At 43.9% G+C, this 22,797-nt stretch carries 18 protein-coding genes and 1 other RNA gene; 12 read left to right on the top strand and 7 right to left on the bottom strand.

All coding sequences use genetic code 11. The annotated features are described in order from the left end of the window. Nucleotides 1-22 precede the first annotated feature (22 nt). The 3 genes from AACQ79_RS04930 (at nucleotide 23) to AACQ79_RS04920 (ending at nucleotide 3,436) form a co-directional block, all read left to right on the top strand. The gene (locus tag AACQ79_RS04930) at nucleotides 23-2,089 is read left to right on the top strand and encodes a GGDEF domain-containing protein (protein WP_170898636.1); all 2,067 of its coding nucleotides are present in this window, start codon (nucleotides 23-25) and stop codon (nucleotides 2,087-2,089) included. A gap of 173 nt (nucleotides 2,090-2,262) precedes the next feature. After that, an RNA gene (gene ffs / locus AACQ79_RS04925) (signal recognition particle sRNA small type) lies at nucleotides 2,263-2,359 on the top strand. Between the two features lie 177 nt (nucleotides 2,360-2,536). After that, on the top strand, nucleotides 2,537-3,436 hold the full coding sequence (locus tag AACQ79_RS04920) for a LysR family transcriptional regulator (RefSeq protein WP_047687887.1): 900 nt from the start codon (nucleotides 2,537-2,539) through the stop codon (nucleotides 3,434-3,436). Nucleotides 3,437-3,563: 127 nt separating this feature from the next. On the opposite strand, the gene AACQ79_RS04915 is transcribed toward AACQ79_RS04920, so the two are convergent. Then, entirely contained in the window at nucleotides 3,564-4,049 is a 486-nt protein-coding gene (locus AACQ79_RS04915) for a VOC family protein (protein ID WP_047687889.1), read from the bottom strand. Nucleotides 4,050-4,426: 377 nt separating this feature from the next. On the opposite strand from AACQ79_RS04915, the gene AACQ79_RS04910 reads away from it, so the two are divergent. The 7 genes from AACQ79_RS04910 to AACQ79_RS04880 are packed head-to-tail and all read left to right on the top strand — an operon-like array spanning nucleotide 4,427 to nucleotide 10,787. Continuing rightward, nucleotides 4,427-5,035, top strand: a complete 609-nt coding sequence (locus AACQ79_RS04910) for a thermostable hemolysin (protein ID WP_445285851.1) — start codon at nucleotides 4,427-4,429, stop codon at nucleotides 5,033-5,035. Between the two features lie 10 nt (nucleotides 5,036-5,045). Next, the gene (locus AACQ79_RS04905; RefSeq protein WP_170898631.1) at nucleotides 5,046-6,545 is read left to right on the top strand and encodes an AMP-binding protein; all 1,500 of its coding nucleotides are present in this window, start codon (nucleotides 5,046-5,048) and stop codon (nucleotides 6,543-6,545) included. Between the two features lies 1 nt (nucleotide 6,546). Beyond that, nucleotides 6,547-7,281 (top strand): TenA family transcriptional regulator, encoded by a 735-nt coding sequence (locus AACQ79_RS04900; protein ID WP_013856451.1) that lies wholly within the window; start codon nucleotides 6,547-6,549, stop codon nucleotides 7,279-7,281. Then, complete coding sequence (locus AACQ79_RS04895) at nucleotides 7,271-8,068, top strand: SDR family oxidoreductase (RefSeq protein WP_094123787.1); 798 nt, start codon at nucleotides 7,271-7,273, stop codon at nucleotides 8,066-8,068. The genes AACQ79_RS04900 and AACQ79_RS04895 overlap by 11 nt, the downstream gene beginning before the upstream one ends. A 27-nt stretch (nucleotides 8,069-8,095) precedes the next feature. Further along, the gene (locus AACQ79_RS04890; RefSeq protein ID WP_050990508.1) at nucleotides 8,096-8,725 is read left to right on the top strand and encodes a tetratricopeptide repeat protein; all 630 of its coding nucleotides are present in this window, start codon (nucleotides 8,096-8,098) and stop codon (nucleotides 8,723-8,725) included. A gap of 3 nt (nucleotides 8,726-8,728) precedes the next feature. Then, a complete protein-coding gene (locus AACQ79_RS04885; protein ID WP_013856454.1) occupies nucleotides 8,729-9,385 on the top strand; it encodes a response regulator in 657 nt (218 codons plus the stop codon). Next, entirely contained in the window at nucleotides 9,375-10,787 is a 1,413-nt protein-coding gene (locus tag AACQ79_RS04880) for an ATP-binding protein (protein WP_445285849.1), read from the top strand. The genes AACQ79_RS04885 and AACQ79_RS04880 overlap by 11 nt, the downstream gene beginning before the upstream one ends. Nucleotides 10,788-10,816: 29 nt before the next feature. Here AACQ79_RS04880 and AACQ79_RS04875 read toward each other — a convergent pair whose 3' ends face one another. Together AACQ79_RS04875 and AACQ79_RS04870 are read right to left on the bottom strand one after the other, a co-directional pair. After that, a complete protein-coding gene (locus AACQ79_RS04875) occupies nucleotides 10,817-12,454 on the bottom strand; it encodes a phosphoethanolamine transferase (RefSeq protein ID WP_170898629.1) in 1,638 nt (545 codons plus the stop codon). Between the two features lie 157 nt (nucleotides 12,455-12,611). Further along, complete coding sequence (locus tag AACQ79_RS04870; RefSeq protein ID WP_019280913.1) at nucleotides 12,612-13,055, bottom strand: Lrp/AsnC family transcriptional regulator; 444 nt, start codon at nucleotides 13,053-13,055, stop codon at nucleotides 12,612-12,614. Between the two features lie 105 nt (nucleotides 13,056-13,160). Between AACQ79_RS04870 and AACQ79_RS04865 the strand changes: the two genes are divergently transcribed. Next, entirely contained in the window at nucleotides 13,161-13,745 is a 585-nt protein-coding gene (locus AACQ79_RS04865; RefSeq protein WP_013856459.1) for a LysE family translocator, read from the top strand. Nucleotides 13,746-13,852: 107 nt separating this feature from the next. On the opposite strand, the gene AACQ79_RS04860 is transcribed toward AACQ79_RS04865, so the two are convergent. The 4 genes from AACQ79_RS04860 to AACQ79_RS04845 form a co-directional block, all read right to left on the bottom strand. Then, nucleotides 13,853-15,511 carry a putative transporter gene (locus AACQ79_RS04860; protein WP_026027818.1) on the bottom strand — a complete coding sequence of 553 codons (1,659 nt, stop codon included), beginning with the start codon at nucleotides 15,509-15,511 and terminating at the stop codon, nucleotides 13,853-13,855. Between the two features lie 347 nt (nucleotides 15,512-15,858). After that, the gene (locus AACQ79_RS04855; RefSeq protein WP_170888729.1) at nucleotides 15,859-16,803 is read right to left on the bottom strand and encodes a diguanylate cyclase domain-containing protein; all 945 of its coding nucleotides are present in this window, start codon (nucleotides 16,801-16,803) and stop codon (nucleotides 15,859-15,861) included. Next, nucleotides 16,793-20,614: a PAS domain-containing hybrid sensor histidine kinase/response regulator gene (locus AACQ79_RS04850; protein ID WP_170898627.1), complete on the bottom strand. Its 3,822-nt coding sequence runs from the start codon at nucleotides 20,612-20,614 to the stop codon at nucleotides 16,793-16,795. Before AACQ79_RS04850 ends, AACQ79_RS04855 begins: the two co-directional genes overlap by 11 nt. Before the next feature lie 299 nt (nucleotides 20,615-20,913). Further along, on the bottom strand, nucleotides 20,914-21,402 hold the full coding sequence (locus AACQ79_RS04845; RefSeq protein WP_010319103.1) for a hypothetical protein: 489 nt from the start codon (nucleotides 21,400-21,402) through the stop codon (nucleotides 20,914-20,916). A gap of 321 nt (nucleotides 21,403-21,723) precedes the next feature. Between AACQ79_RS04845 and AACQ79_RS04840 the strand changes: the two genes are divergently transcribed. Beyond that, nucleotides 21,724-22,731 (top strand): substrate-binding domain-containing protein, encoded by a 1,008-nt coding sequence (locus AACQ79_RS04840; protein WP_026027817.1) that lies wholly within the window; start codon nucleotides 21,724-21,726, stop codon nucleotides 22,729-22,731. Nucleotides 22,732-22,797 lie beyond the last annotated feature (66 nt).

Below are 22,797 nucleotides of genomic sequence, written 5' to 3'. Positions count from 1 at the left end.
TGCATATATAGAGCATTAGTATATGATGCTCACCTCTCATTACAATAATATAAACGTCATGGTTCGTGCATTTCGGCTAATAGGTCTTTTATGGCTAGCAACGGCGGCACACAGCGTCATCAGTGCTCCCATAATCAACGCTAAAACATATCGAGTAGCGACAGAAGCGGACGATGTTGTCACGCGTATTTTGTTTGATGCCATTGCTTACCAATTTCGCCTTGAGATTGACTATGTTAATTACCCCAGCTTTGATGCGATCTTGACCGCTATCGAACAAGGGGAGAGCGATTTTGCAGCCAATGTTACTTACACCGAACAGCGTGCTCAACGCTTTGATTTCTCAAGTCCTACCAATATTGAATACACCTATGCATTTAGCCATAGCAACGTACAGTTAACCGATCTGGCGAGGGTCGGGGTTCCCAAAGGAACGATTTATGGTGAGCTGATTGCCGCTTATTTCCCTCATATCATACAGGTTGAGTATGATGGTGCTCGGCGTGCCAAAGAACTTTTAAGCACGGCTGAAGTCGATGTGGTCGTAGACGCGATTAATCAATTAAAGCCGATGTTGATGGCAGGGCTCGATGCGCAATTGCTTAATGACCAACTGCCTATTCAGCCGGTTGCCATTATTACGCCAAAAGGGCACAACACTTTATTACTCAACAAAATTCAAGAATATGTACACTCAGCGTCGGTACAAAAACTGCTTAGAGAATCAGTACAAAAATACCAATTTGATATCCGCAAGCAGGCATTGCGTCAATCCGTCATCGATAGTGGCTTAAACGTGCAGCGACCGTTAAAAGTAAAATTGGAGAACATCAGCCAATTTGCTCAGTATCAGCACGATGGTAAAGTGAAAGGAATAAACGCGGACATTGTTTTTAAAGCATGTGACATTCTGTTGCTCAAATGCGAACTGGCCAGCCAGCCAGACGAAACGTGGGAGAGTATGTATGCCGATTTGGTCAATAAACGCATTGATATCCTAGTACCAGTTACCGTCTCTCAACAACGAAAATCCGACGTTTATTTCAGTGACACGTATTACCAGCCTGAAGCCGTCTTGATCAAACGTGAAAATTACAAAGACAATGTTTACAGCAATGTGTCTGAATTAATTGTTGAGCGCATCGGCGTGATTAAAGAAGATTTCTTTGAAGAGCTGTTAGGAAAAATGCTGCCCAATAAAGTGCTACATGTTTATAAAACTCAAAATGAATTGGTCAAAGCCTTGCTCGGTAAGGAGGTCGATTACATCGTTCTAAACCGTGCCAACTTTAACCAAATATTGCGCGAAGCGGATAACTTATTGCCGTTGGAGGAAGATCTATTTATCGGCAGTTTTTACTCGTCTGAGATTGCAATGGGCTTTCCCAAAAATAGCATGGGCGCTTCGCTGGCTCCTTTATTTACTCGTGCTATTAAGATGATTGATACGCAGAAAATCATCAACACCTATGATTATCAACCGAATTGGCGAGCAACGTTAGCGGCCGAGAAAACTTTTTCACGCCACACTCAATGGCTGTTTACGTTGGTATTTGGCTTCTTGTTAGTGGTCGCTTTCTATCTACACTCACAATCTGTTACCGATAATTTAACCAAGCTGCGTAATCGCCGAGCTTTATATCGCCGTTATTCGAGAGGCTTAAACAGCGATCTAACCTTGATTTATTTAGATGTGAATAACTTTAAGCCGATAAACGATAACTATGGTCATGAAGTGGGGGATGAAGTGTTGAAAGCACTTGCTAGCCGTATCGACTCTATTTGGCTTGGTCGTAGTTACCGAATCGGGGGTGATGAGTTTATCCTGATTGGGCAATATAGTGATGAGGAGCTTGAGCCTGTGTTAATGCAGTTAGAGTCCTTTACCTACAGCGATTCTGCTCGAAATTTAAACATAAAAGTCAATGTGGCGATTGGTGTGTCGAATTACAGAGATCATTTCATGAGCCTGGAAGAAGTATTGCACCAAACTGATATTGCCATGTACCAAAGTAAGCACCACGGTAGCGGCCAACGAGATAATACAAAGCCTCTTCTCAAGATAATCAGAAGTTCAAACAAGAGCTAAAATAGTCCACCTATTTTATTGAGTAGAAGAGAAAATAGAAGATTTGCTCAAATGGTGTTCACTTAAAACAAAAAGCTTCCATCCATTGGGATTTCGGCTTGCAATCATTACTATGATGCTTGATAATCGCCGCACTCTTTGGCTAGCAAGCCAAGAAAACAAATCAATGGAGGCTCTGGTCCTCCCGCAACACTAACTTGTGAACTCGGTCAGGCCCGGAAGGGAGCAGCCGCAGCAGGCGACGTGTGTGCCGGGATGTGGCTGGGGCCTCCACCCTTTTTGTCGCTGACAAACTTTATCCGTATACTCCCGATTTCTTCGTTTCAAAAGCTAATGCAATAATGTTTTATCATATTGCAATCTGAAACATACATTTTGTCCAAAGACATGCTGATTCATTTATAATCAATTATTATTGAAAGTTGATTTATTAATAACTATTGGTTTATGACTATGCTCAATCCTATTTGGTTAAACACTTTTAAAACATTAGTCGATATTGGGCACTTTACTAAAACGGCTGAGTTACTCCATATGACGCAACCTGGGGTAAGCCAGCACATAAATAAACTAGAAGCTGCTTGCGGTTATCCTTTGATAAAGAGATTTAACAAGAAATTTGAGTTAACAATCTATGGGCGGAAAGTTTACGATTATGCTGTCAAACACTTTGAAGAAGAGTTTGAGTTATTACAGAACCTGGCACACGACGAACCTTTCCGTGGTCGCTGTACTATAGGTTGTTCAGGGACTTTCGCGTGGCTGATTTATTCACAATTACTTTCTTTGCAAGTGAGTTATCCAGGCTTATCCATTGAGTTAGAAGCAACGCCAAACCATCGTATATTTGAGCAGATATTGCAGGGGAAACTGGATATAGGTCTAGTGACAAAAGAACCTAACCCTAAATATTTCGCGAGCCGTATTGTTGGTGCGGAGTGTCTTGCTCTTGTATTGCCACTGTCCGCAGACGAAAGCTTGCCTATAAATGACTTGTTAATAGAATTGGGAGTCGTTCGTCATCCAGATTTCGCTCACTACTTCCAAACATATGTCAATCAAGCGAATAATGATTTGCTTCGTCTAGTCGATTTGGAGGATGTTTCGACGCAAAGCTATATTAACCAAGTGCACCAAATATTAGTTCCTATAGCTAAAGGGATTGGTTTTACAGTGGTTCCTCGATGGTGCGTTAACTTGTTCGCGGATAAAGAGCAGCTAAAAATATTCAACATTACCGAAGATATACAAGAACCTGTTTACTTGGTTAGCAAACTTAACTCACCTCTTGCTAGGCGTTATGAGCAAGTCATTGATGTTATTGATCACTCTTTTAAGGTTGTTTGACTTGATTGAACCTCACATAAGCAGATGATATTGGCATTAAAGCTTCATAGCTGACCTTGCAATAGAAACTAAAAAGGGCTGGTTGTGCTACCTGCCCTTGAAATTTTATTAATGCATCACAGATCGACTATTCGTAATCAGAGGCATAAGTTTCTTCGTATGAGTGCGAGTAAAGCTCAAATAGGTTACCAAATGGGTCTTCTAGATAAACCATTTTAGCGAGCTTGTTATCATCTTCTGGGTGGTAACGCATGATATCCATACGCGCTTTACCGCCATATTGCTCAATGCGCTTAATAGCGCCTTCAAAGTCGTCGGTTTGTAGACAGAAGTGGAAGATACCAAGGCGAGAGAAGTCTACTTCGTGACGCTCTTCGCGCTCTTTCATTTCAAACAATTCAACACCAATACCATCAGTTGTTACTAGATGTGCAATATTGAAACCTTTGAAACCCTCACCAAAAACAGCAATACACATGCGGCCAATCGCTGACTCTCGCTCTTCAATAACTTGTGTATTATTCATAACGATTTTTAAACCTAAAGCTTGAGTGTAGAACTCAACAGCTTTATCCATATCGCCAACCATAATACCGACGTGATTCATTTTCATAATTCGCTCCTAATACCTTTGATTTTTTGGCTTCGTTTCGATAGATGGGAGTATATGGAGATTGATGGATTAAATAAAATTATCAGTAATTATAAAAATGATAAATTATAATTATAAGAGAAACGCAAGATGTCTCCGTGTTAGAACCAATACAAATGGCGATAGTAGAGAATGATAATTTTCCGTATCTAAGCCAATCTGTGACAGGCTAATTTAGAAAAATCGTTCCGTTTAGATTTGGCCACACATTTGCGAGTGAGCTAAGTGGTATCGGATATTCAACGGCTCCTCATCCATTGAGTTGAAGAAAAAATCTCTTATTAAGGGATTCTTAAGTTACGTCCGTTATTTTTGTTTACAGAGTAAGCAAAAAGGAAATGCCGATGAAAACCATACGCTCAGCATCTGATCTGCAATTGGCCGTAATTGATCCTTCTCATCCTCGCTGGTTGGAAGCCATACACCTTGTGCGCGAGCGTTATCAGCAAGCGTTTGATGCACGCCTTATTACTTTTATGCCTGCTTATTTAGCTTTGCTTGATCATGACGAAATGAAATCCGTATGTGGTTTTCGCGTAGCGCAGCAAGAGCCTCTATTTCTCGAACAATACTTTGACCAACCTGCCGATGAAATTTTATCGCAGCGTTTTGATTGCCGAGTATCCCGAAGTGCTTTGATTGAATTTGGCCAACTGGCCTCTTTTGGTCGTGGTTTATCGGCGCTGCACTTTACTTTGATCGCTCAACAGCTGGTTGATTTAGGGTATGAATGGTGCGTTTTTACAGCAACGGATCCACTGCATGCTTTGATGCGTCGATTTGGTTTACAACCGACATTGATCGCGAAAGCGTCAGCATCTTGCATTCCTAACGCCAACCAAATTTGGGGCAGTTATTACCAACACAGCCCTCGAATTTTAGCGGGAAATTTGGCGCAGGGGCTGGCGTTGCTCAACCGATTTCATTTAAACCAGAAACAAGCGTGAGGCCTTTGCTATGAACCAAATTTTATCGGCGCTTCATCAACATGCGCAGCAAAAGCCAGATAGCATTGCCTTCATTGGGCACAATGCCAAACAAGAAAAGATAGCGCTGAGCTATCAACAGCTCTTAGAAAAGGTGGAAGCCACAGCACGCACATTGCGCCAGTGGCAGGTACAGCGTATCGCATTAAAAGCTGAAAATAGTTTGGATTGGGTGATCATCGACCTTGCGGCCATGCACGCAAAAATAGTGCTCGTTCCTGTACCTACTTTCTTTAGTAAGGTACAGGTTGAACACTTACTGTATGAATCGGGGGTTGATGTTTGCTTAGGTGATTGGCCAACGCTAGGTGAACCTTTCTCAACGCTCAGCCATCTACCTGCTTTTGTCTATTTGGCGAATCCATCAGCACAGGTGTTGCCTTTGACGCAAAAAATCACCTTTACGTCTGGGTCCACCGGAACGCCGAAAGGGGTGTGTTTGAGTGACGAAAACATGCAAGCGGTCACGCTGGCGATCGCAGAGAAAATGTCCGCGCAAGTTGAGCGTCACCTCGTGATGCTGCCTCTCTCAACCTTGTTAGAAAACATCACGGGTGTGTATGTTCCTTTGGTTCTGGGTGTGACATCGACAGTTGTCTGTGGCAGCGAAGTAGGTTTGACTGGTTCTAGCCAGTTCTGTGGTGCAACGTTCGCACTCGCACTACAACAGTTTCAGCCGTCAAGCTTGGTGCTAACGCCTGCGCTATTGCTGGCATTAATTGAAGTCGTCAAGCAGAGCCCAGCTCTTGCGCTGCCTTTACGCTGGGTTGCCGTGGGCGGGGCGCGAGTGGCTCCCCAATTAATTGACGCAGCTCGCCAGCTCGGCATTCCCGCTTTTGAAGGGTATGGTTTGTCTGAAAGTGCTTCGGTCGTGAGTATGAATACACCCCAACAAAATAAGCCGGGGTCGTGCGGACAGGTGCTGTCTCATCTTCAGGTTTCGCTGGCACAAGATGGCGAATTGTTAGTTAAAGGCAACACGGCTTTGGGGTATTTAGGTGAGCCGTTTAGCCACGAGTGGTTGTCAACTGGTGATATGGCCACAATCGATGATGAGGGTTTTTTAACCATCATCGGGCGTAAAAAGAACCTCATCATTACCAGTTTTGGGCGTAACGTGGCCCCTGAATGGATTGAATCTCAAGCATTGGCTTTGATTGCACACCATCGATTTGTGGTGGTGGGCGACGGGCAGGCAGGCCTCACGGCCGTCAGTGACAGTCCTTTACCTGATCTCGTTACGCGCGTGCAACAGCTCAATAGCGTGTTGCCCGATTACGCACACATCACGCAGCTTTGGTTGGTGAGCGATACTCATTGCTGGCAAAAGTGGCTGACCGCTAATGGTCGCCCAAAACGCTTAGCTATTGAAAACGCACTGCAAGAGGCTCGCTTGGCGCGCCACACCACTAATCCACAGACGGTTTTTATCTCTATTCCTTCCTTCTATTCAATGGCTGAGGAGCTTTAAAATGAGCAAATTTTTCCATATTTTAAAAACACAAACTGAGCCAGCACAGCAGCAGATGTTGCAAGCTCCGGTATTTGATGCCTGCGCAAGAGGAGAGATCAGCCTAGAGATGTATATTCGTTTTCTCACTCAAGCTTATCACCATGTTAAACATACGGTGCCACTGCTGATGGCATGTGGCAGCCGCTTAGGCGATGAATATGAGTGGGTACGAACGGCGATTGCCGAGTACATCGATGAAGAAAAAGGCCACCAAGAGTGGATCTTGAACGATATTAAAGCGTGCGGTGGTGATGTGGACGCAGTGCGTCATAATGAGGGGGCAGGGCGGGTCAGCGCTTCCATCGAACTCATGGTGGCGTATCTCTATCACCAGATTGATCGCGCTAACCCGTTGAGCTTATTTGGCATGGTGTGGGTACTTGAAGGAACCAGTGTGGGTGTCGGTGGGAATATCGCACGGTTAGTCAAACAGCGTTTGGAGCTTCCTGATGCGGCGATGACTTATCTCACTTCGCACAGCGAACTTGATCAAGGGCACATCCGTTTTTTTGAGTCGTTAATGAACAACATTCAGTGTGTATCCGATCAAGAGGCCATCATCCGCTCTGCAAACATGGTGTTTGATCTGTATGGGCAGATGCTGCGAGAACTACCGCTTCCTTGCGAGTCAATGGTGCATGCAGGTTCGCAAGATTTAGCTTCGCAAGGTGTAAGGTCGCAATATGGATCTTAATCATCAACATGTTTTACTCACCGGCGCTTCCGGTGGTATCGGGCAACGCATCGCATTGCTGCTTGCTAAGCAAGGAGCCAGTCTAGTTCTGGTGGCTCGAGATGGTCAAAAACTCGAGCAACTTCGGCAAACGCTACCCATGCCTGAGAAGCATCTGATTTTGAGTGCAGATTTAAGCACAGAGTCAGGAATAGAGCAGATCAACACCTTCATTCAGCGCTTTTTTATGGGCCAGAAACGAATCAGTGTGGTGATCAATAATGCGGGCATCAACCAGTTTCGCTTATTAGCCAGACGAACCGCAGTTTCAGTGCAACAGGAGCTGCATTTGAATTTACTTGCTCCGATGCAACTGACTCAATCGGCGATACATTGGTTGAATAAACCGGGGATTATTTTAAATATTGGCTCAAGTTTAGGGGCTATTGGTTACCCAGGTTATGCCACGTACTGCGCTACCAAAGCAGGGTTGCACCGTTTTAGTGAAGCGATGCAGCGTGAGCTTGAGGGGACGGGTATCAAGGTACTCTACCTAGCGCCGCGAGCGACCAATACCGAGCTGAATAATGACACGGTGAACCAGTTCAACCAAGCCGTAGGCAACCACTGTGATGAGCCAGAGGTTGTTGCCCAACATGTACTTAGTATGCTCGAAAGCGAATCAACAACTCGCTGGATTGGCTGGCCTGAAAAAGTGTTGGTGCGATTAAATCAACTATGGCCTGCAGTGATTTCGTCGGCAATTAAAAAGCAGCAAGCGACCATTCTTGCCTTTTTGAACCGTTAAAGCGTGATAATTCAAGGAGAACAACATATGAAAACTGTGTTTAAATGGGCCAGTGCATTGGTCATCTTTGCGGTAAGCACGACACCCGCTTTTGCGATCACCCCTTTAGCTCAGGTTCAATCTGATTGGGCCAAATGCCAATACAAAATGAAGTCGAGCGATGATCAAGAACGTTGTTTTGAACGTGTCATTATGCGTAACACCTTAGAGATGAAATCAAGTAACAGCCCAGAACTCAAAGTGTGGCTTGCCATCAATAAATCCTCATTAGCGGGCGTAAAAGGTGGGTTGGGTGCGCTATCTTTAGTGAAAGAGGCGAAATTATTGTACGAAGAGGTTATCGATCAAGCGCCTAATACTTTAGATGGCTCGGCTTTTACAAGTTTAGGCACCTTATATTACAAAGTGCCCGGCTGGCCAGTGGCTTTTGGCGACGACGTTAAAGCGGAAGAGTTGCTGCAAAGAGCGCTGCTGATTAACCCGACAGGAATTGATGCCAACTATTTTTACGGTGATTTTCTTGCCGAGCAAGGCAGAACCGATGAAGCAAGAAAGTACCTGTTGCAAGCACAACAAGCACCAGCAAGGCCACAAAGAGCGATTGCCGATGCTGGGCGTCAGCAAGAAATTGCTCTTTTGTTGGAGAATTTAAAATAACGTATGCGTTTATTATTAGTCGAAGATGACAAACAACTGGGCGAGTCAATGCAGGTGGCGTTGACTCGCCAAGGTTATACGGTGGATTGGTTAGAAAAAGGTGGCGGCGTGGCGTGTGCGCTCAAAACTGAACAGTTTTCGGCGGTGATCTTGGATTTAACCTTACCGGATATGGATGGTCTTGAGGTGTTGCGTGGCATTAGAAACGCCGGTTATTCGCTGCCTGTAATGATCCTAACGGCGCGTGATGATATTAGCGATCGCGTCAAAGGGTTAGATGGTGGAGCCGATGAATACATAGGTAAACCCTTTGCGTTAGAAGAGCTACTGGCACGTTTACGGCTTATCATTCGTCGCAGCTCAGGCAGCGCCGAGGCTCTGATTTCGATTGGTGATCTGAGCCTCTCTCTTTCCAAACAGGAGATTGAATATCGTCAGCAACCCCTCAAACTGACGCGCAATGAATATAAAATTCTCGCCAGTTTGATCACTCAAGCAGGGCGAGTGATGAGCAAAGAGCTATTGCAACAAGCGCTTCATGGCTGGGACGAAGGCAGCAGTGACAACGCTATCGAAGTTCACATTCATAACTTGCGTAAAAAAATGCCAGAAAATGTCATCAAAAATATCCGTGGTGTGGGGTATATGATTGAAAAATAAAAAAATCTTTTCGATTAAACGTCGTTTAACACAGTCGGCGGTATGGTTAAGCGGTGGCTTACTGCTCATTTCTCTTTATTTCAGTTTTTCTACTGCTCAACATGAAGTTGAGGAGGTGTACGATGCGCGCTTAGGTCAATCGGCAAAATTACTGTTGATGGCGACTTCTGTCTCTATAAAAGAAGGAGACAATGCCGATCTTCATCAACAGTTTGATCAGTGGATGCAAAGCATTGAACGTCTTTCGCAAGCCAACAAGGAGATGGCAACGCAGTATGGTCACCCTTATGAGCGGTACATTCTGTTTCAGTTTTATCGAGATGGTCAGTTGATGTATAGCTCTGATAGTCAGCAACCCGCTTTTAGCAGCAATGCCAGCAATAATGGATTTGGCAACGTCACCATTGATGGCCAAACATGGCGTTATTTTCAATTGGCGCAACCTCATCCTGATCACGGTTCGGAATACATTCTGGTTGCGGAAAAACAGAGTATTCGTGATGAAATGGTCAATGAAATTGCACTGTCGACCGCGTTGCCGCAATTGATCCTGATCCCATGCGTTATCTTGGTGCTGGTGATGCTTATTGGCCGAAGTTTCAAACCACTGCAAGAACTAAAATCAGCAATCGCCATTCGCAGTGTCCATAAGTTGGATCGCATTTACGTTACAGAACAAACCACCGAACTCTCACCATTAGTAGAGACACTCAACCAACTGTTGGCTCAATTAGAATTGGCTTGGCAGCGAGAAAAACGCTTCACACGCATGGCTGCTCATGAACTTAAAACACCACTAACGGTATTGAGATTAAATGCCGAAAACGCGATGCTCAGCCAGAATGAGCAGCAACTGAAATATGATTTGGACATGATTCTTAAGGGTATTGAGCGTACTGACCGCCTTATTCATCAGTTGTTGATGTTAGCCAAAGTAGAAAGCACTATGGAATTGTCATCACAAACGGTCGATCTCTCAGTCTCTATTAAGCAAGTTATCGCAGATCTTGCGCCGTTAGCGTTAAAGCACGACCAACAATTGAGCTATGAAGGGCAGAGTTTGTCGGTTCAAGGCGACGAGCTATTACTCGGCGTGTTGTTTAAAAACTTAATCGATAATGCGATGCGCTATTCTGGCGTACACAGTCACATTGATATTACGTTGCATGGCGATGATCAGTTTATTCAAGTGAATGTGACTGATAGCGGCCCCAACATCACGAACGAAGCCCGAGAAAAAATATTTGATAACTTTTATCGAGCTAACAGTGAAAAAGGCGATGGGGCAGGGCTTGGAATGTCGATTTGCCGTGATATCGCCGCGCTGCATAATGCCACCGTCGAGTTGCTGCCGAGACACAACGACAGCAACATCTTCAGGGTTTGTTTTTATCTAAGTTAACGGGTCTCTTCTGTTTTTATCCATACTCTTTAGCGGCATGGCGCAAAAATATCTTGCGCTTTCTCGTATGCATTGGTTGATACATCCATAATGCCAAGTAAAGAGTGAAAGAGATTACTGTGAGCATAGGGCTGAGTGGCTGTTTGACGTAAACAGGTTTTATTCACGCCTTTCGTACGGGCGAATCCGTCAGATAACCAGACTAAAAGCGGTACTTGAGTTTGATCATCGGGTGCTAGGCTGTACGGCATGCCATGTAAGAACAGTCCATTTTCTCCCAGCGATTCCCCATGGTCGGAGACATAAATCAATGCGGTGTTGTATTGCGCTTGCAGTGATTTTAGCTTTTCAATCAGCTGCGCCAAAACAAAATCTGTATAACGAATAGTGTTGTCGTAAGTATTCACTATCTGCTCAACGCTGCAATTTTCAATATCCGCTCTTGGGCAATCAGGTTGATATTGCACCATGTCTTTAGGATAGCGCTTAAAGTAGGTTGGCCCGTGACTTCCAATGATGTGCATGAAAATCATTCGGTTACCAGTTTGGTTGGCAATTTCTTCATCTAAGTTGTCTAGCATTGTGACGTCATAACAAGTGCTGCCGTCACATCGGCCTTCTCGCGCAGTTTTATCCAACTCTTTCTGCGGAATATTTTTCGCGACGCCTTTATCGCCTCCATCATTCTCTTTCCATAAGAGATCGATGCCTGCACGCTGCAAAATATCGAGGACATTGTCCTGATTATCCGCCTTGGCACGATCAAAATCATGACGATTCATATTGGAAAATAAACAAGGTACAGAAGCCGCTGTAGCGGTACCGCAAGAGGCGACATCACTGAAAAATATAGGCTGATAAGGCGCGGTATAAGCGTTGGTATCGCGTGTGTAGCCGTGGTATTGGTAATTTTGTGCGCGAGCTGTTTCTCCGAGCACAAACAAAACTAAGGTTGGTTTTTCGGCATCACGGCTATGGGTGATTTTCAGTTGCTGCTGCGCATCAGCGCCGATAATTTGATACACCACAGGCTTGGTAAAATAGCGGTCTTTCACAAGACCGTAAGCGCTATAGACAAAATGAGTGGGGATGATCATTTTCTTGAGGTAGTTATTGTTGCGTCCAACCGACGAATAATTCTGATAATAAAGCGCCGCAATAATGACGATGCCGAGTAAAGAGAGCAATATTGATAGCGCTTTATAGCCTAAAAAGCAGGAAGTGGATTTTTCTACTTTAAGTGGTGAAAGCAGTAATAGAGCGGCAGGGAGGATGCCCAACGCTGAGATCCAGACAATGGAATAGAGACTGACATAAGAGCCTGCCTCACTGCTATTGGTTTCAACGACATTGATCAACATGTCTCGGTCGACAATCGTGCCGTAATTGTAACTCGCATAACTCACCACAGCAGAAAGGATGAGTAAGACCGCAAAAAAAGGTTTTAGAAAATAAGGCCACGAAAACAGTTGGAAAATAACGTTCAGCGCCAAAAAGAAAAAAATCGGTATTGAGAACGCAAACCCCCAATTGAACTGCTCAGCAGCCGAAAAAATCTGTGCCAATTTGGCATAAATAGGGATGTTGAGTACCAAGCTGAAATAGAGAGCAAGCAACAAGGTAATACTTGCGTATGAGAAGCGAGGATTTTTCATTGTGGGTTCCATAACATACCGTGTGATGAGAAGACGTTATGGAACTTATAAAGATCTTTTCTTAATAAAGGCTTAAGAAATTCAATCGTTAGAATGAGATGAGTTTTGGTAGTTACTTATCTTAGTACCTTGCGCACCTTGTCGAATGCTAAAAGTGATGGCGTAAATACTATTGCCGTTCGTCTTTAGGAGAGTCCATCACCACCATGGTGGTGATCGATTTCACCGTTAAGCACTCACCAAGCACATCGGCGTGAAAACGTTTATAGGCGCTGAGATCTTTGCTTTCGACACGCAGCAAATATTCGTTCATCCCGGTAATGTTGTGGCATTCGACCACCTCCTTGGCGTAGCGCACATGTTCTTCGAAACTGAGCTGCGCTTTTTTAGTATGGCTGTTTAAGCCAATTGCCACATAAGCGACAAACCCGACATCAAGTTGGGTTTTATTTAAGACCGCTCGATAGCCTTTAATGATCTGCTTACGCTCGAGATCCTGCACACGGCGCAACGTGGCGGAGGGCGATAAGCCGATGCGTTCGGCTAGCTCGACATTCGAGACTCGGCCATCAAGTTGTAGCTCTTGCAATATTCTCTCGTCAAATCTGTCCATGGCTTATTTTTATTGCTCAATATTAGTGGTATTGACCAATATAAGCACAATATTGCCAGCCGATACCATTATTATTTGTTCATCATTATTAAATAGAGAAAGAAGATGGATTACACACAATGGTGGCCACTGGTGGCTTTTGCTTTTGTTTCGACCTTTTCACCGGGTCCAAACAACATCATGCTGATGACATCCGGTGCGAATGTGGGCTTTATGCGCACTATTCCGCACATGCTTGGTGTAACGTTTGGTTTTAGCATTATGGTGCTATTGGTTGGTGTTGGGTTAACGGGTTTATTCCATCGTTATCCTATGTTGCAACAAGGCTTGCAAATTGCCTGCACCATTTATTTGGTCTATTTGGCGATAAAAATTGCTCTGAGTAATCCTTCGCAGGGAGAGAAGCAGTATCAACCGATGTCATTTGTTTCGGCTGTACTGTTTCAATGGGTCAACCCCAAAGGTTGGTCGATGGCGCTGACTGCGGTGAGTGTATTTAACCAAAGTGCGAGCTGGGCGCAGTTAATGCTGATTTCATTGGTGTTTGCTTTGGTGAACATTCCGTCGGTCAGTGTTTGGACTGCGGCGGGTAAACAGTTGAGCCACTGGATGAATCACCCAAGTTATGTCCGCTGGTTTAACGGCGCGATGGGCGCGTTGCTGCTACTGTCCGTTGTTCCTATGTTGTAGAGATTTGGTGAGACGTTGCTGTGTGGGAGCATTATCAACGCAGCAAAAGAAAGTGGGTACTGAGCGACCCACTTTGTTTATCTAGTTTGCCTGATATTAACCGTTCGCTATATTGCCCATAAAATTAACGCCAATATTTGCGGTGAGAGTATGCGCAGGCACATCACTAACGGATAGACAGTAGCGTATGCCAATGCAGAAGCGCCACTGCTTTCGTGCAGCGCATTTGCAAAAGCAAGAGCGGGTGGATCGGTCATCGAGCCTGCTAGCATGCCACAGATGGTGAGATAGTTAATATGGCCTAAAACACGAGCCAGTATTCCGACGGTGATCAATGGAATACCCGTGATCAACATGCCGTAACCCATCCAACTGACGCCATCGCCTTGCACTAAGGTTTCAACAAAATTACCCCCAGATTTTAACCCGACTACGGCTAAAAACAGCACAATACCAATTTCTCGTAGAGCAAGGTTCGCGCTGGGCGGCATAAACCAATACATTTTGCCAATGCTGCCGATACGCGCCAAAACAAGTGCGACAATCAGCGGTCCTCCAGCTAAGCCGAGCTTAATGGCGGCGGGGAATCCCGGTAGATAAAACGGAATAGATCCGAGTAATACCCCAAGTCCAATCCCAACGAATACTGGTAGCATCTGCACATGCTGTAATTTTTGGTGCGCGTTGCCGACCATGCCACTGACCGCTTCAATCGCTTCTTGACGCCCGACTAAATTGAGAATGTCGCCAAACTGCAAGGTAGATTGGCTGGTTGGGATAAGCTCAACCCCGGCACGGTTTAAACGCGAAACTACGACGTCGTATTTCTCTTTTAAATCCAGATCGCGCAGCTTTTTACCAAGCACAATCTCGTTGGTGACGACTAAGCGCTGTACTCGCAGCTCAGTGCCGCGTGTCGAAAGTGATGCATCGACCTCTTCGCCAATCACCAAGCGTGCTTTTTCTAACGCTTTTTTATCGCCGACCAGATGAAGCAAATCATTCACTTCAACTCGTGAATCGGGTTTGGGCACGGAAAGGTGTTCACCACGTTTAAGGCGCGAGCACACAATATCGCCATCACTGAGCGCGGGAATGTCTTTTAAGAGCAGGCCATTTAAGTTGGGGTTTTTAATCGCAACGTTAATGGTGTGTAAGCTCTCTTTTTTGTGGCCGTTGTGGATCTCAAACTCTTCGGCTTCGGCGTCAACACTGACACGAAAGGCAATTCTGAGCAGCCACATGGTCAGCAAAATACCGCATATGCCAAAGGGGTAAGCAATCGCATAACCCATACCCGTCAGGTCAAGCATGTTCTCTTGGCCACCTAACTCAGTCAGGATTTGTTGCCCCGCGCCTAATGATGGCGTATTGGTGACTGCACCGGAGAATACACCAAGAATAACGGGTAAAGGCACATCAAACAGATAGTAAAGCGCGACCGTCACCACACAGCCCAGCAATACAATCAGTGCGGCAAAGGCGTTGAGTTTTAGTCCTGAGCTTCGAAGTGAAGAGAAAAAACCGGGTCCGACTTGTATACCAATGGTGTACACAAATAGGATAAGGCCGAACTCTTGAATAAAATGCAACGTATTGTAGTCAAGAACCACACCCCACATGCCTGTAAAGTGGCCGACGAGAATGCCGCCAAACAGCACCCCACCGATCCCTAAACCAACACCGTAGACGCGCCAATTCCCTATCCACAAACCCAGCACAGCTACCAGCGAGAGAATGCTGATAGAAAGTGCAATATCACTCATGATGAGTCTCCTGAACAATTAAAAAACGGCTGGTGGGCAAGCTTAATGAACGGCAGGGGTAGGCGTAAGAACTCGGTTAGTGGTTATGTCTACAGCTGGAGGGTTCAAATACGGCATTGAGAAGTCACCTAGTGAAATGAACTCTCGATGTCGTTTTGTGGTTGCCCTGAACTTATGACCAGTAATACTGCAACGAGCTATAAATGTTAACTATAGAGATGCAAATTTGTGCACCGGAACGAATATTAAATTTCTCAGATAAGTGATTGTTAGATAAGAGTTAATAAAATCACACTTCCCAAAAAGCTAGCCTTATTTTTTCTTATGTTAAGAAAGTGTTGGTTTGTTTAGTCTGTACTCTTTTCACTAGTGATATTCGTTTGGTTTCGTCCGGTGTTTTTCGCTTGATAGAGCATGTTGTCAGCCAATTTAATTAACTGCTCTGGTGAATGGGAACCTTCTAGGTCGACTGCGCCTCCAATGCTGATGGTTAAAAAACCGTTTTCAGCCGCTGGGTGGTCTATACACAGTGCTTTGATTTTATCTTGAACAAGGTTAGCAACGTACCAAATACCTTCTTGGTCCGTCTCAGGAAGAATCATGGCGAATTCTTCACCACCATACCGTGCAGCGATGTCGGTTGGTCTTCGACAACATTGGTGCAAAGTAGTGGCGACTTTTTTTAAACAATCATCACCCTCAAGGTGGCCAAATGTGTCGTTGTATTGTTTAAAATAATCAATATCGATCAGCAATAACGAGAGAGGCTGTTTTTTTCGGTAAGCTTGCGCTAAGTGAGACTTTAAGTGTTGATCGAAATAGCGGCGATTATTAAGACCGGTAAGGCCGTCTAAATATGCCAATGATCTCAGTAGGTCTGCTTGGTGCTTTAGGGTTAAATGAGCCTTGATTCTGTTTTTTAACGTATTGATATTAAATTGTTTTTTTAGAAAATCAACACCGCCTGCTTCCCAACATGCATCTTGGTCTTCTTGGGCGGTTAATCCGGTAATAAAAATAACAGGTATATCAGCGATCGTAGGGTCATTTTTGATCAAGCGGCAGGTTTGTAAGCCATCCATTTCTGGCATGATGACATCGAGTAGCACCAAATCGGGCTGACTTTCTTTGCAAACGTTGATGGCTTGCGTTCCAGATGTCGCCATCAATATCTGATAGTCATCTTTCAATAATTGATATATGAGCTGAATATTAGTCGGCTGATCATCAACGATGAGTACCGTGAAGTCAGTTTTCTTACTGAAGTTTAGTAAACCGTAATTAGATAGCATCGGAAAACTCTTTGTTTTTCATGATTTCTTTTAGTATTGCAGTTGCTTGTTCAAACGCCAAACTTTGTACTTGTTCTGCAAGTTGTTTTGTTAACTCTTCATCAATCATATTTAATTGTGCTGAGATTTCTTCAAATAATGTCGTCGCTTCCATATTTGAAGTGTTGAAACATCTCCCGAGCATGAGCAGTTTTTCTCTAAATATTGCTTTATCCATGGCAACTGGTGTTGTAGTCGTTAGTTGCTCGTTGCTGAGTAAATTCATCAATGATCTGAGTTGTGATTGTGCAAATAGTACGTCAGCCAATAAGCTACTATTTCTTCTCATCGTCTCTGTGGTTGCTATTGAACATTCGAGCTCAGCTTTTGCTAACTTTTCCGACAATTGTGTAAGTCCACAGCTTTCTGAACCACTTTTTAAACTGTGGTAGATACGCAATGCGACATCAGTGGCAATTTCAGTAGATTGCAGTTGTGATATAGCATCTTGCATATCAATGACAAATTGATTGATTACTTTTAGATAAACGGATAAATCGCCGATTCGATTTATCGCTTGATTGAGTTTAATACCATGTTTGTCTGCATATTCTTGAGCTGGTGTCGATATTTTTTGATTATGGGTAGCCACCACTTGTTGTTTTGCTGGGAGCGTTTTTTGAGTTACGAAGTGTTGAATTTTTCTAACCACATCATTGATCTCGAAAGGTTTCGCAATATGGTCATTCATACCTGCAGCTAAACAGGTGGCTTTATCTTCAGGGCGAGCATTAGCTGTCATTGCTAATATTGGAAGTTGATGAAACTTCATCTCTTGTCGGATCTTACGAGTCGTTTCATAACCATCCATACCGGGCATTTGAATATCCATCAGTACTAGGGAAAACTGCTGATTTTGCAGTATATCTAGTGCTTTAAAGCCGTCCTCAGCTTCGATAATTGTTGCGCCACGTTCGCTGAGTAATTCGGTTGCGACCAAGCGATTGGTCGGATTATCTTCAACCAGCAATATGCTGATACCAGATAAGCTATCGTTTGAATTTATTCGATGGAATGTTTCTGCAAATACTGCATCTTTACTTTGCAGTACATTGATAATGGTTTGTTTGATTAGATCTGGCGTTACTGGCTTTATCAGCACGGTTTCTAAAAGTTCATGGGTGTCTTCTAAATGTTTGTCGAGAATTTCTAGGCCAAAAGCCGTAATCATGATGACTAAAGGTATTTTTTTGAGATTTTTCTGGTTTTTGATGGATCGAGTAAGAGCCAAGCCATCCATATCAGGAAGTTTCCAGTCAACAAATGCGAGATCAATTACTTCGTTTTGTTGAGCTAAGTTGTGTAGTTGTGCTAAAGCTTCATCGGCGTTGGGCGCAGCAAACACTTGGCAGCCTAGTTTTTGGAGTATGTCTTGAAGAATTAAACGTGCGGTTTCATTATCTTCTACCACTAATATGTTTAAACCCTGTGTAAGATGCGAGTAAATGTCATTACAAACAGGCGCGAAGTTTAATGTAGTGGTGAACGCAAATTCACTCCCCTTACCAAGTTGGCTGGTTACGCTAATGTCACCTTTCATCAGGCTCACTAGCCGTTTTACGATCGATAAACCTAATCCTGTACCGCCATACTTTCGGCTAATTGACGACTCAGCCTGGCTAAATCCATTAAAGATAATTGCTTTCTGTTCTTGGGTCATCCCGATACCAGTGTCTGACACTTTAAAAAGCAAGGTGCAATTATTTTCTGATATTTTCTGTGTTTCTATGGATATTTTTATTTCACCTGCATCAGTAAATTTAATGGCATTACCGGCTAAATTTAATAATATTTGTCGTAAGCGTAGGCTGTCACCGATCAAGATGGTTGGAACATCAGGCGCAACATCATAAATGATCTCGATGGCTTTCTCTTGAAGGCTTGACGACAGTAGTATCCCCGTTTCTTGTAACAGATCTGGAAGTGAAAATGAAGATTGCTCTAATTCAAGCTTTCCTGCTTCCACTTTAGAAAAGTCTAAAATATCGTTTAAAAGAACGAGTAGAGACTTGGCTGCACTTTGTGTTTTACTTAAGTAGTCGATCTGCTGGCTACTTAAATCGGTATTGAGAGTTATCTGTAATAACCCCAAAATAGCGTTCATTGGGGTTCGAATTTCATGGCTCATGTTCGCTAAAAAATCAGACTTAGCTCGGTTTGCGTACTCCGCTTGCTCTTTGGCTTCCGCGAGTTCTTTCTCTTTTTGTAGCTGTTCCGTTAAGTCATAAGCAATACCTAAGAAGCCGACTAACTGACCGTGGTCATCTATTAATCCACCGACATAAAGTTTAACCGGAATGTGTTGGCCGTTTTTACTGATGTAAGTCCAATGATTAATATCGGATTTGCCTAATTTTGCTTTAGCGACAAAGGCATCAAACCCGACTTCTACGGTTTCTCCTAGCTCTAACGACAGATCTTTTGCTCGTCGAACGACCTCTTCGGGTAAGTGGAATATAGCTGGTGTTTTTTTTCCCACCAGTTCACTGGCACTGTAGCCGATCAGTTTTTCTGCAGAGGGGTTAAATATAGTGATTAATCCATCTAGATCCGTCGCGATAATAGCGTAACCCGCACTGCTCAAAATGCTGCGCTGTAGAGCATTCGCTTGCGAAATCTCCTCTGTTCTTTGGTTGACTAATTTTTCTAGTTGAAGATTGGTTTCTGTCAGTACGGCTTCCCTTGCTTGAGCGATCTCTATTTTGTGTTTGGCTAACTGATCTCGACGAGAACGCATCATTTGAATGATAAAAACAGTCAACATAAGCAATAATGTGGCCGTTAAGATCTCTTGATAAGTTTGGTTGTAAGTATCTAATGGTAGAGATTCGATAAACTTGTTGGTAGCGATAAGATTGAGCTCCCATTGACGTCCAAACAAATCAATGGTTTGAGTTACTTGATAAGGGGTTCTATCTTGAATTGAGCCGCGGGTGAAAAAATGTTTTGAATCACCGTCATTGATGTCACTTATGGTTAGAATAACCTCGTCATTGAGGCCAGCCACAGCACTTAACACTTCATCTATCAAAATAGGTGCATAACTCCAGCCTACCAGCTTGCTTAATCGTTCTTCCACAGAAGAGGAATCCGCTATTTTATTGGTGTTGTACACTGGCATTAGTATTAGAAACCCTTGCAGTGCCTTTTTGTTGGCTTGCACAAGAGTTATAGGAGCAGTGAGACGTACCGAGTTATTTTTGGCTGCATCTAAAGCTGCTGCACGACGCATAGCCTCTGAACCAATGTCTAAGCCGACCGCTTGTTTATTACGCTCTTCTGGTTCAATGTATTGGATGACAAACAAGCTGCTATTATGCTCTGAAAGTGAGCGAATATTGAAGGTTTTGTCCGGCCTGTCTAGGCGAGCTTGCTCAAGGAACATTTCTTTTTGCTGTGGTTCAACAAAGCGGATAAATCCAAAGCCACGAGCACCTGGAAATTCTTTGGGATAGTCACGAGTCTGGGTATAGCGAAACATTTGCTCATAATCAAATGCATCGACACCGGCAGTCATTACCGCACCTCTAAAGCCACGTATCCCGTATTGATATAGCGTAACCTTTTCTGATACCCCATTACTAATCTGCTGTAATCGAGCAGATAAATCATGTTGTATATGCTCAATTCGCTCTGTCTGATGCAGTTGATTAAAATGACTTGCGGTAAATAAACCAAAGATAAGAATAATCAAAGGCAGCCAAAGTGCATTTAAGATTGTCTTATTTAACTTTAAAGCAGCTTTCGGGCGTGCTTCTTGCGATAGATCCATTACCTTTCCCTGCTAATTACATGCTTTTTATCGCATTATTACTTGTTTTGATGTTTTTTAAGATACCTATAACAACTTTAGCAGGATATTTCTAATTGGATAGAAATGCCGTAGACGCGCCAATTCCCTATCCACTATAGATATACAAATTTGTGCACCAGAGCGAATATTGAGTTTTCTTGATAACCAATTGTTAATTAAGGGTTAAATGCATTTTGAGGTGAGTATGGATACTGAGGAAAGTGATTGACACTCATTTAAAATGTGAGTGCCAATCTAATCAAGACAATAGGAATAAATTAAACGCCAGCACGCTTGAGCAGGCCAGCCATCAGTGGCGAGCTTGAACGAACCTGTTTTGATTTGTTCTGTAATGTTTTAGCCAGCGTCGGGTTATTGATGCTTTTGGCAATGTAGGCCATTGAATGATAGAAATCTCCTGCGGATTTCATTTTATTGGCGTCATTTAATGGCGCTAACAGTTGCACCATGGTTGTGCCACTCATCGCTTGTTGGGTGGCGTACTCTTGTACTGCATCGAGTAGAAGATCGAGATCGACCATCGCCTCGGCACTTTCCACACCATGTTTTTTCATCTCTTTGCGGTTACGTTTACGCATTTGTTTAATGACAAAGGCCGGTTTGTTGAGCTTTTTAAAAGCAAAGTAACCAAGAACCACTGCAAGCACGACACCGCCCGCCACATAACCCCAAATAGAACCGGAAGATTCAACAACAGGCTTTAGGGTTTCAACGGTATATTCAACGGTAGTGGGTGTATCAGACATTATTATTTCCTTAGAATGCAGCTTCAAAATCAGAAGCTATTAATTAATCTGGCAGGGGGAAAAGCGCCTTGCGATGAATCAAAGATCCATGAAAAGGAGAGCTTCTGCCTCACATTACTCTCTTTTTGGGGTGAGGAGGCAAGAAAGCAAGTCCATTTTAGGGATTATTAATGAGTTTGTTGATAATTGTGCGAGTTGGTCACACAAATTACGCCATTGCCTCTGTGTGTATGAGCTTAACGAGGTGATATAAAGATTGAAATGCACAGTCGTCATGAGGTTTAATGTTACGGTAACATTCAGTTGGAAAACAGAATAAAAATGAGCAGTATGCAACGTAAAACTAGGCCTACCCTGCAAGATATCGCAGACCGCGTGGGGGTGACGAAAATGACCGTTTCCCGTTTTCTACGCGACCCCAATTCGGTCGCATTGGCAACCCAAGAAAAAATTGCCGCAGTGATTGAAGAATTAGGTTATATACAAAATCGCGCCCCGGCGATGTTGTCGAAATCGTCAAGTAAGGCGATTGGTATTCTTCTGCCTTCCTTGTCAAACCAAGTGTTTGCCAATTTAGTTCAAGGGATTGAGTCGGTAACCAAAGCAAGAGGTTACGATACACTTATTGCTCACTTTGGTTATAACGTGCAAGAAGAGGAGGAGAAAATTGCCTCGTTGCTGTCGTATCAAGTCGATGGTCTTATTTTGACCGAAACGCACCACTCCGAACGTACCATCCAGATGCTAAAAGCGGCGGGTGTGCCGGTGGTTGAAACGATGGAGCTGCCAGACAAGCCGATCAATATGGCGGTGGGGTTGGATCACGAACAGGCCTCGTATCATGTGGTGACGCAGATGATTGATAGTGGCAAACAGCATATTGCCTATCTCGGTGCGCGTCTTGATACTCGAACGCAGTTGCGGATGAATGGCTATGATCGTGCAATGCAAGATGCAGGCTTAACCGCAGTTCATATCCTAACTCAAGAGCATTCAAGTTTTACTCTCGGCGGTGATTTACTCGAACAAGCCCTAGAAGAGCGGCCAGAGATCAACGGCATCTTCTGTACTAATGATGACATTGCAATTGGTGCCATGATGAAGTGTGCACATCGAGGGCTGAAGATTCCTCAAGATATTGCAATCGTGGGGTATAACGCGCTCGATATAGGTCAAGCGATTTCACCAAAGCTAACCAGCGTAGAAACGCCTCGGTTTGAGATTGGCAAGAAAAGCGCTGAGCTATTATTGTCCGCACTGGCTGGTGAAGTGATTGAGCAGAAAGTGTTCGACTTAGGCTTTAGTGTCACCGATGGCGAGAGCCTGTAGTCAGCTTGTTATTCAGCCATTGAAGTGGTTGGGTTTGTCACTTCAATGGCTACATCAAGCTCATGT

Source organism: Vibrio sp. 3-2(1) (genome assembly GCF_963887575.1).
Taxonomy (GTDB): Bacteria; Pseudomonadota; Gammaproteobacteria; order Enterobacterales; family Vibrionaceae; genus Vibrio; species Vibrio anguillarum.
The sequence above is the reverse complement of the archived record's forward strand: the minus strand, read 5'-3'. Positions and strand labels throughout refer to the sequence as shown.

Bases quoted from the DNA above. Each gene is read 5' to 3' on its own strand.
- AACQ79_RS04930 (WP_170898636.1), top strand. From the start codon at position 23: ATGATGCTCACCTCTCATTACAATAATATAAACGTCATGGTTCGTGCA.
- AACQ79_RS04920 (WP_047687887.1), top strand. From the start codon at position 2,537: ATGACTATGCTCAATCCTATTTGGTTAAACACTTTTAAAACATTAGTC.
- AACQ79_RS04915 (WP_047687889.1), bottom strand. From the start codon at position 4,049: ATGAAAATGAATCACGTCGGTATTATGGTTGGCGATATGGATAAAGCT.
- AACQ79_RS04910 (WP_445285851.1), top strand. From the start codon at position 4,427: ATGCCGATGAAAACCATACGCTCAGCATCTGATCTGCAATTGGCCGTA.
- AACQ79_RS04905 (WP_170898631.1), top strand. From the start codon at position 5,046: ATGAACCAAATTTTATCGGCGCTTCATCAACATGCGCAGCAAAAGCCA.
- AACQ79_RS04900 (WP_013856451.1), top strand. From the start codon at position 6,547: ATGAGCAAATTTTTCCATATTTTAAAAACACAAACTGAGCCAGCACAG.
- AACQ79_RS04895 (WP_094123787.1), top strand. From the start codon at position 7,271: ATGGATCTTAATCATCAACATGTTTTACTCACCGGCGCTTCCGGTGGT.
- AACQ79_RS04890 (WP_050990508.1), top strand. From the start codon at position 8,096: ATGAAAACTGTGTTTAAATGGGCCAGTGCATTGGTCATCTTTGCGGTA.
- AACQ79_RS04885 (WP_013856454.1), top strand. From the start codon at position 8,729: ATGCGTTTATTATTAGTCGAAGATGACAAACAACTGGGCGAGTCAATG.
- AACQ79_RS04875 (WP_170898629.1), bottom strand. From the start codon at position 12,454: ATGGAACCCACAATGAAAAATCCTCGCTTCTCATACGCAAGTATTACC.
- AACQ79_RS04870 (WP_019280913.1), bottom strand. From the start codon at position 13,055: ATGGACAGATTTGACGAGAGAATATTGCAAGAGCTACAACTTGATGGC.
- AACQ79_RS04865 (WP_013856459.1), top strand. From the start codon at position 13,161: ATGGATTACACACAATGGTGGCCACTGGTGGCTTTTGCTTTTGTTTCG.
- AACQ79_RS04860 (WP_026027818.1), bottom strand. From the start codon at position 15,511: ATGAGTGATATTGCACTTTCTATCAGCATTCTCTCGCTGGTAGCTGTG.
- AACQ79_RS04855 (WP_170888729.1), bottom strand. From the start codon at position 16,803: ATGCTATCTAATTACGGTTTACTAAACTTCAGTAAGAAAACTGACTTC.
- AACQ79_RS04850 (WP_170898627.1), bottom strand. From the start codon at position 20,614: ATGGATCTATCGCAAGAAGCACGCCCGAAAGCTGCTTTAAAGTTAAAT.
- AACQ79_RS04845 (WP_010319103.1), bottom strand. From the start codon at position 21,402: ATGTCTGATACACCCACTACCGTTGAATATACCGTTGAAACCCTAAAG.
- AACQ79_RS04840 (WP_026027817.1), top strand. From the start codon at position 21,724: ATGAGCAGTATGCAACGTAAAACTAGGCCTACCCTGCAAGATATCGCA.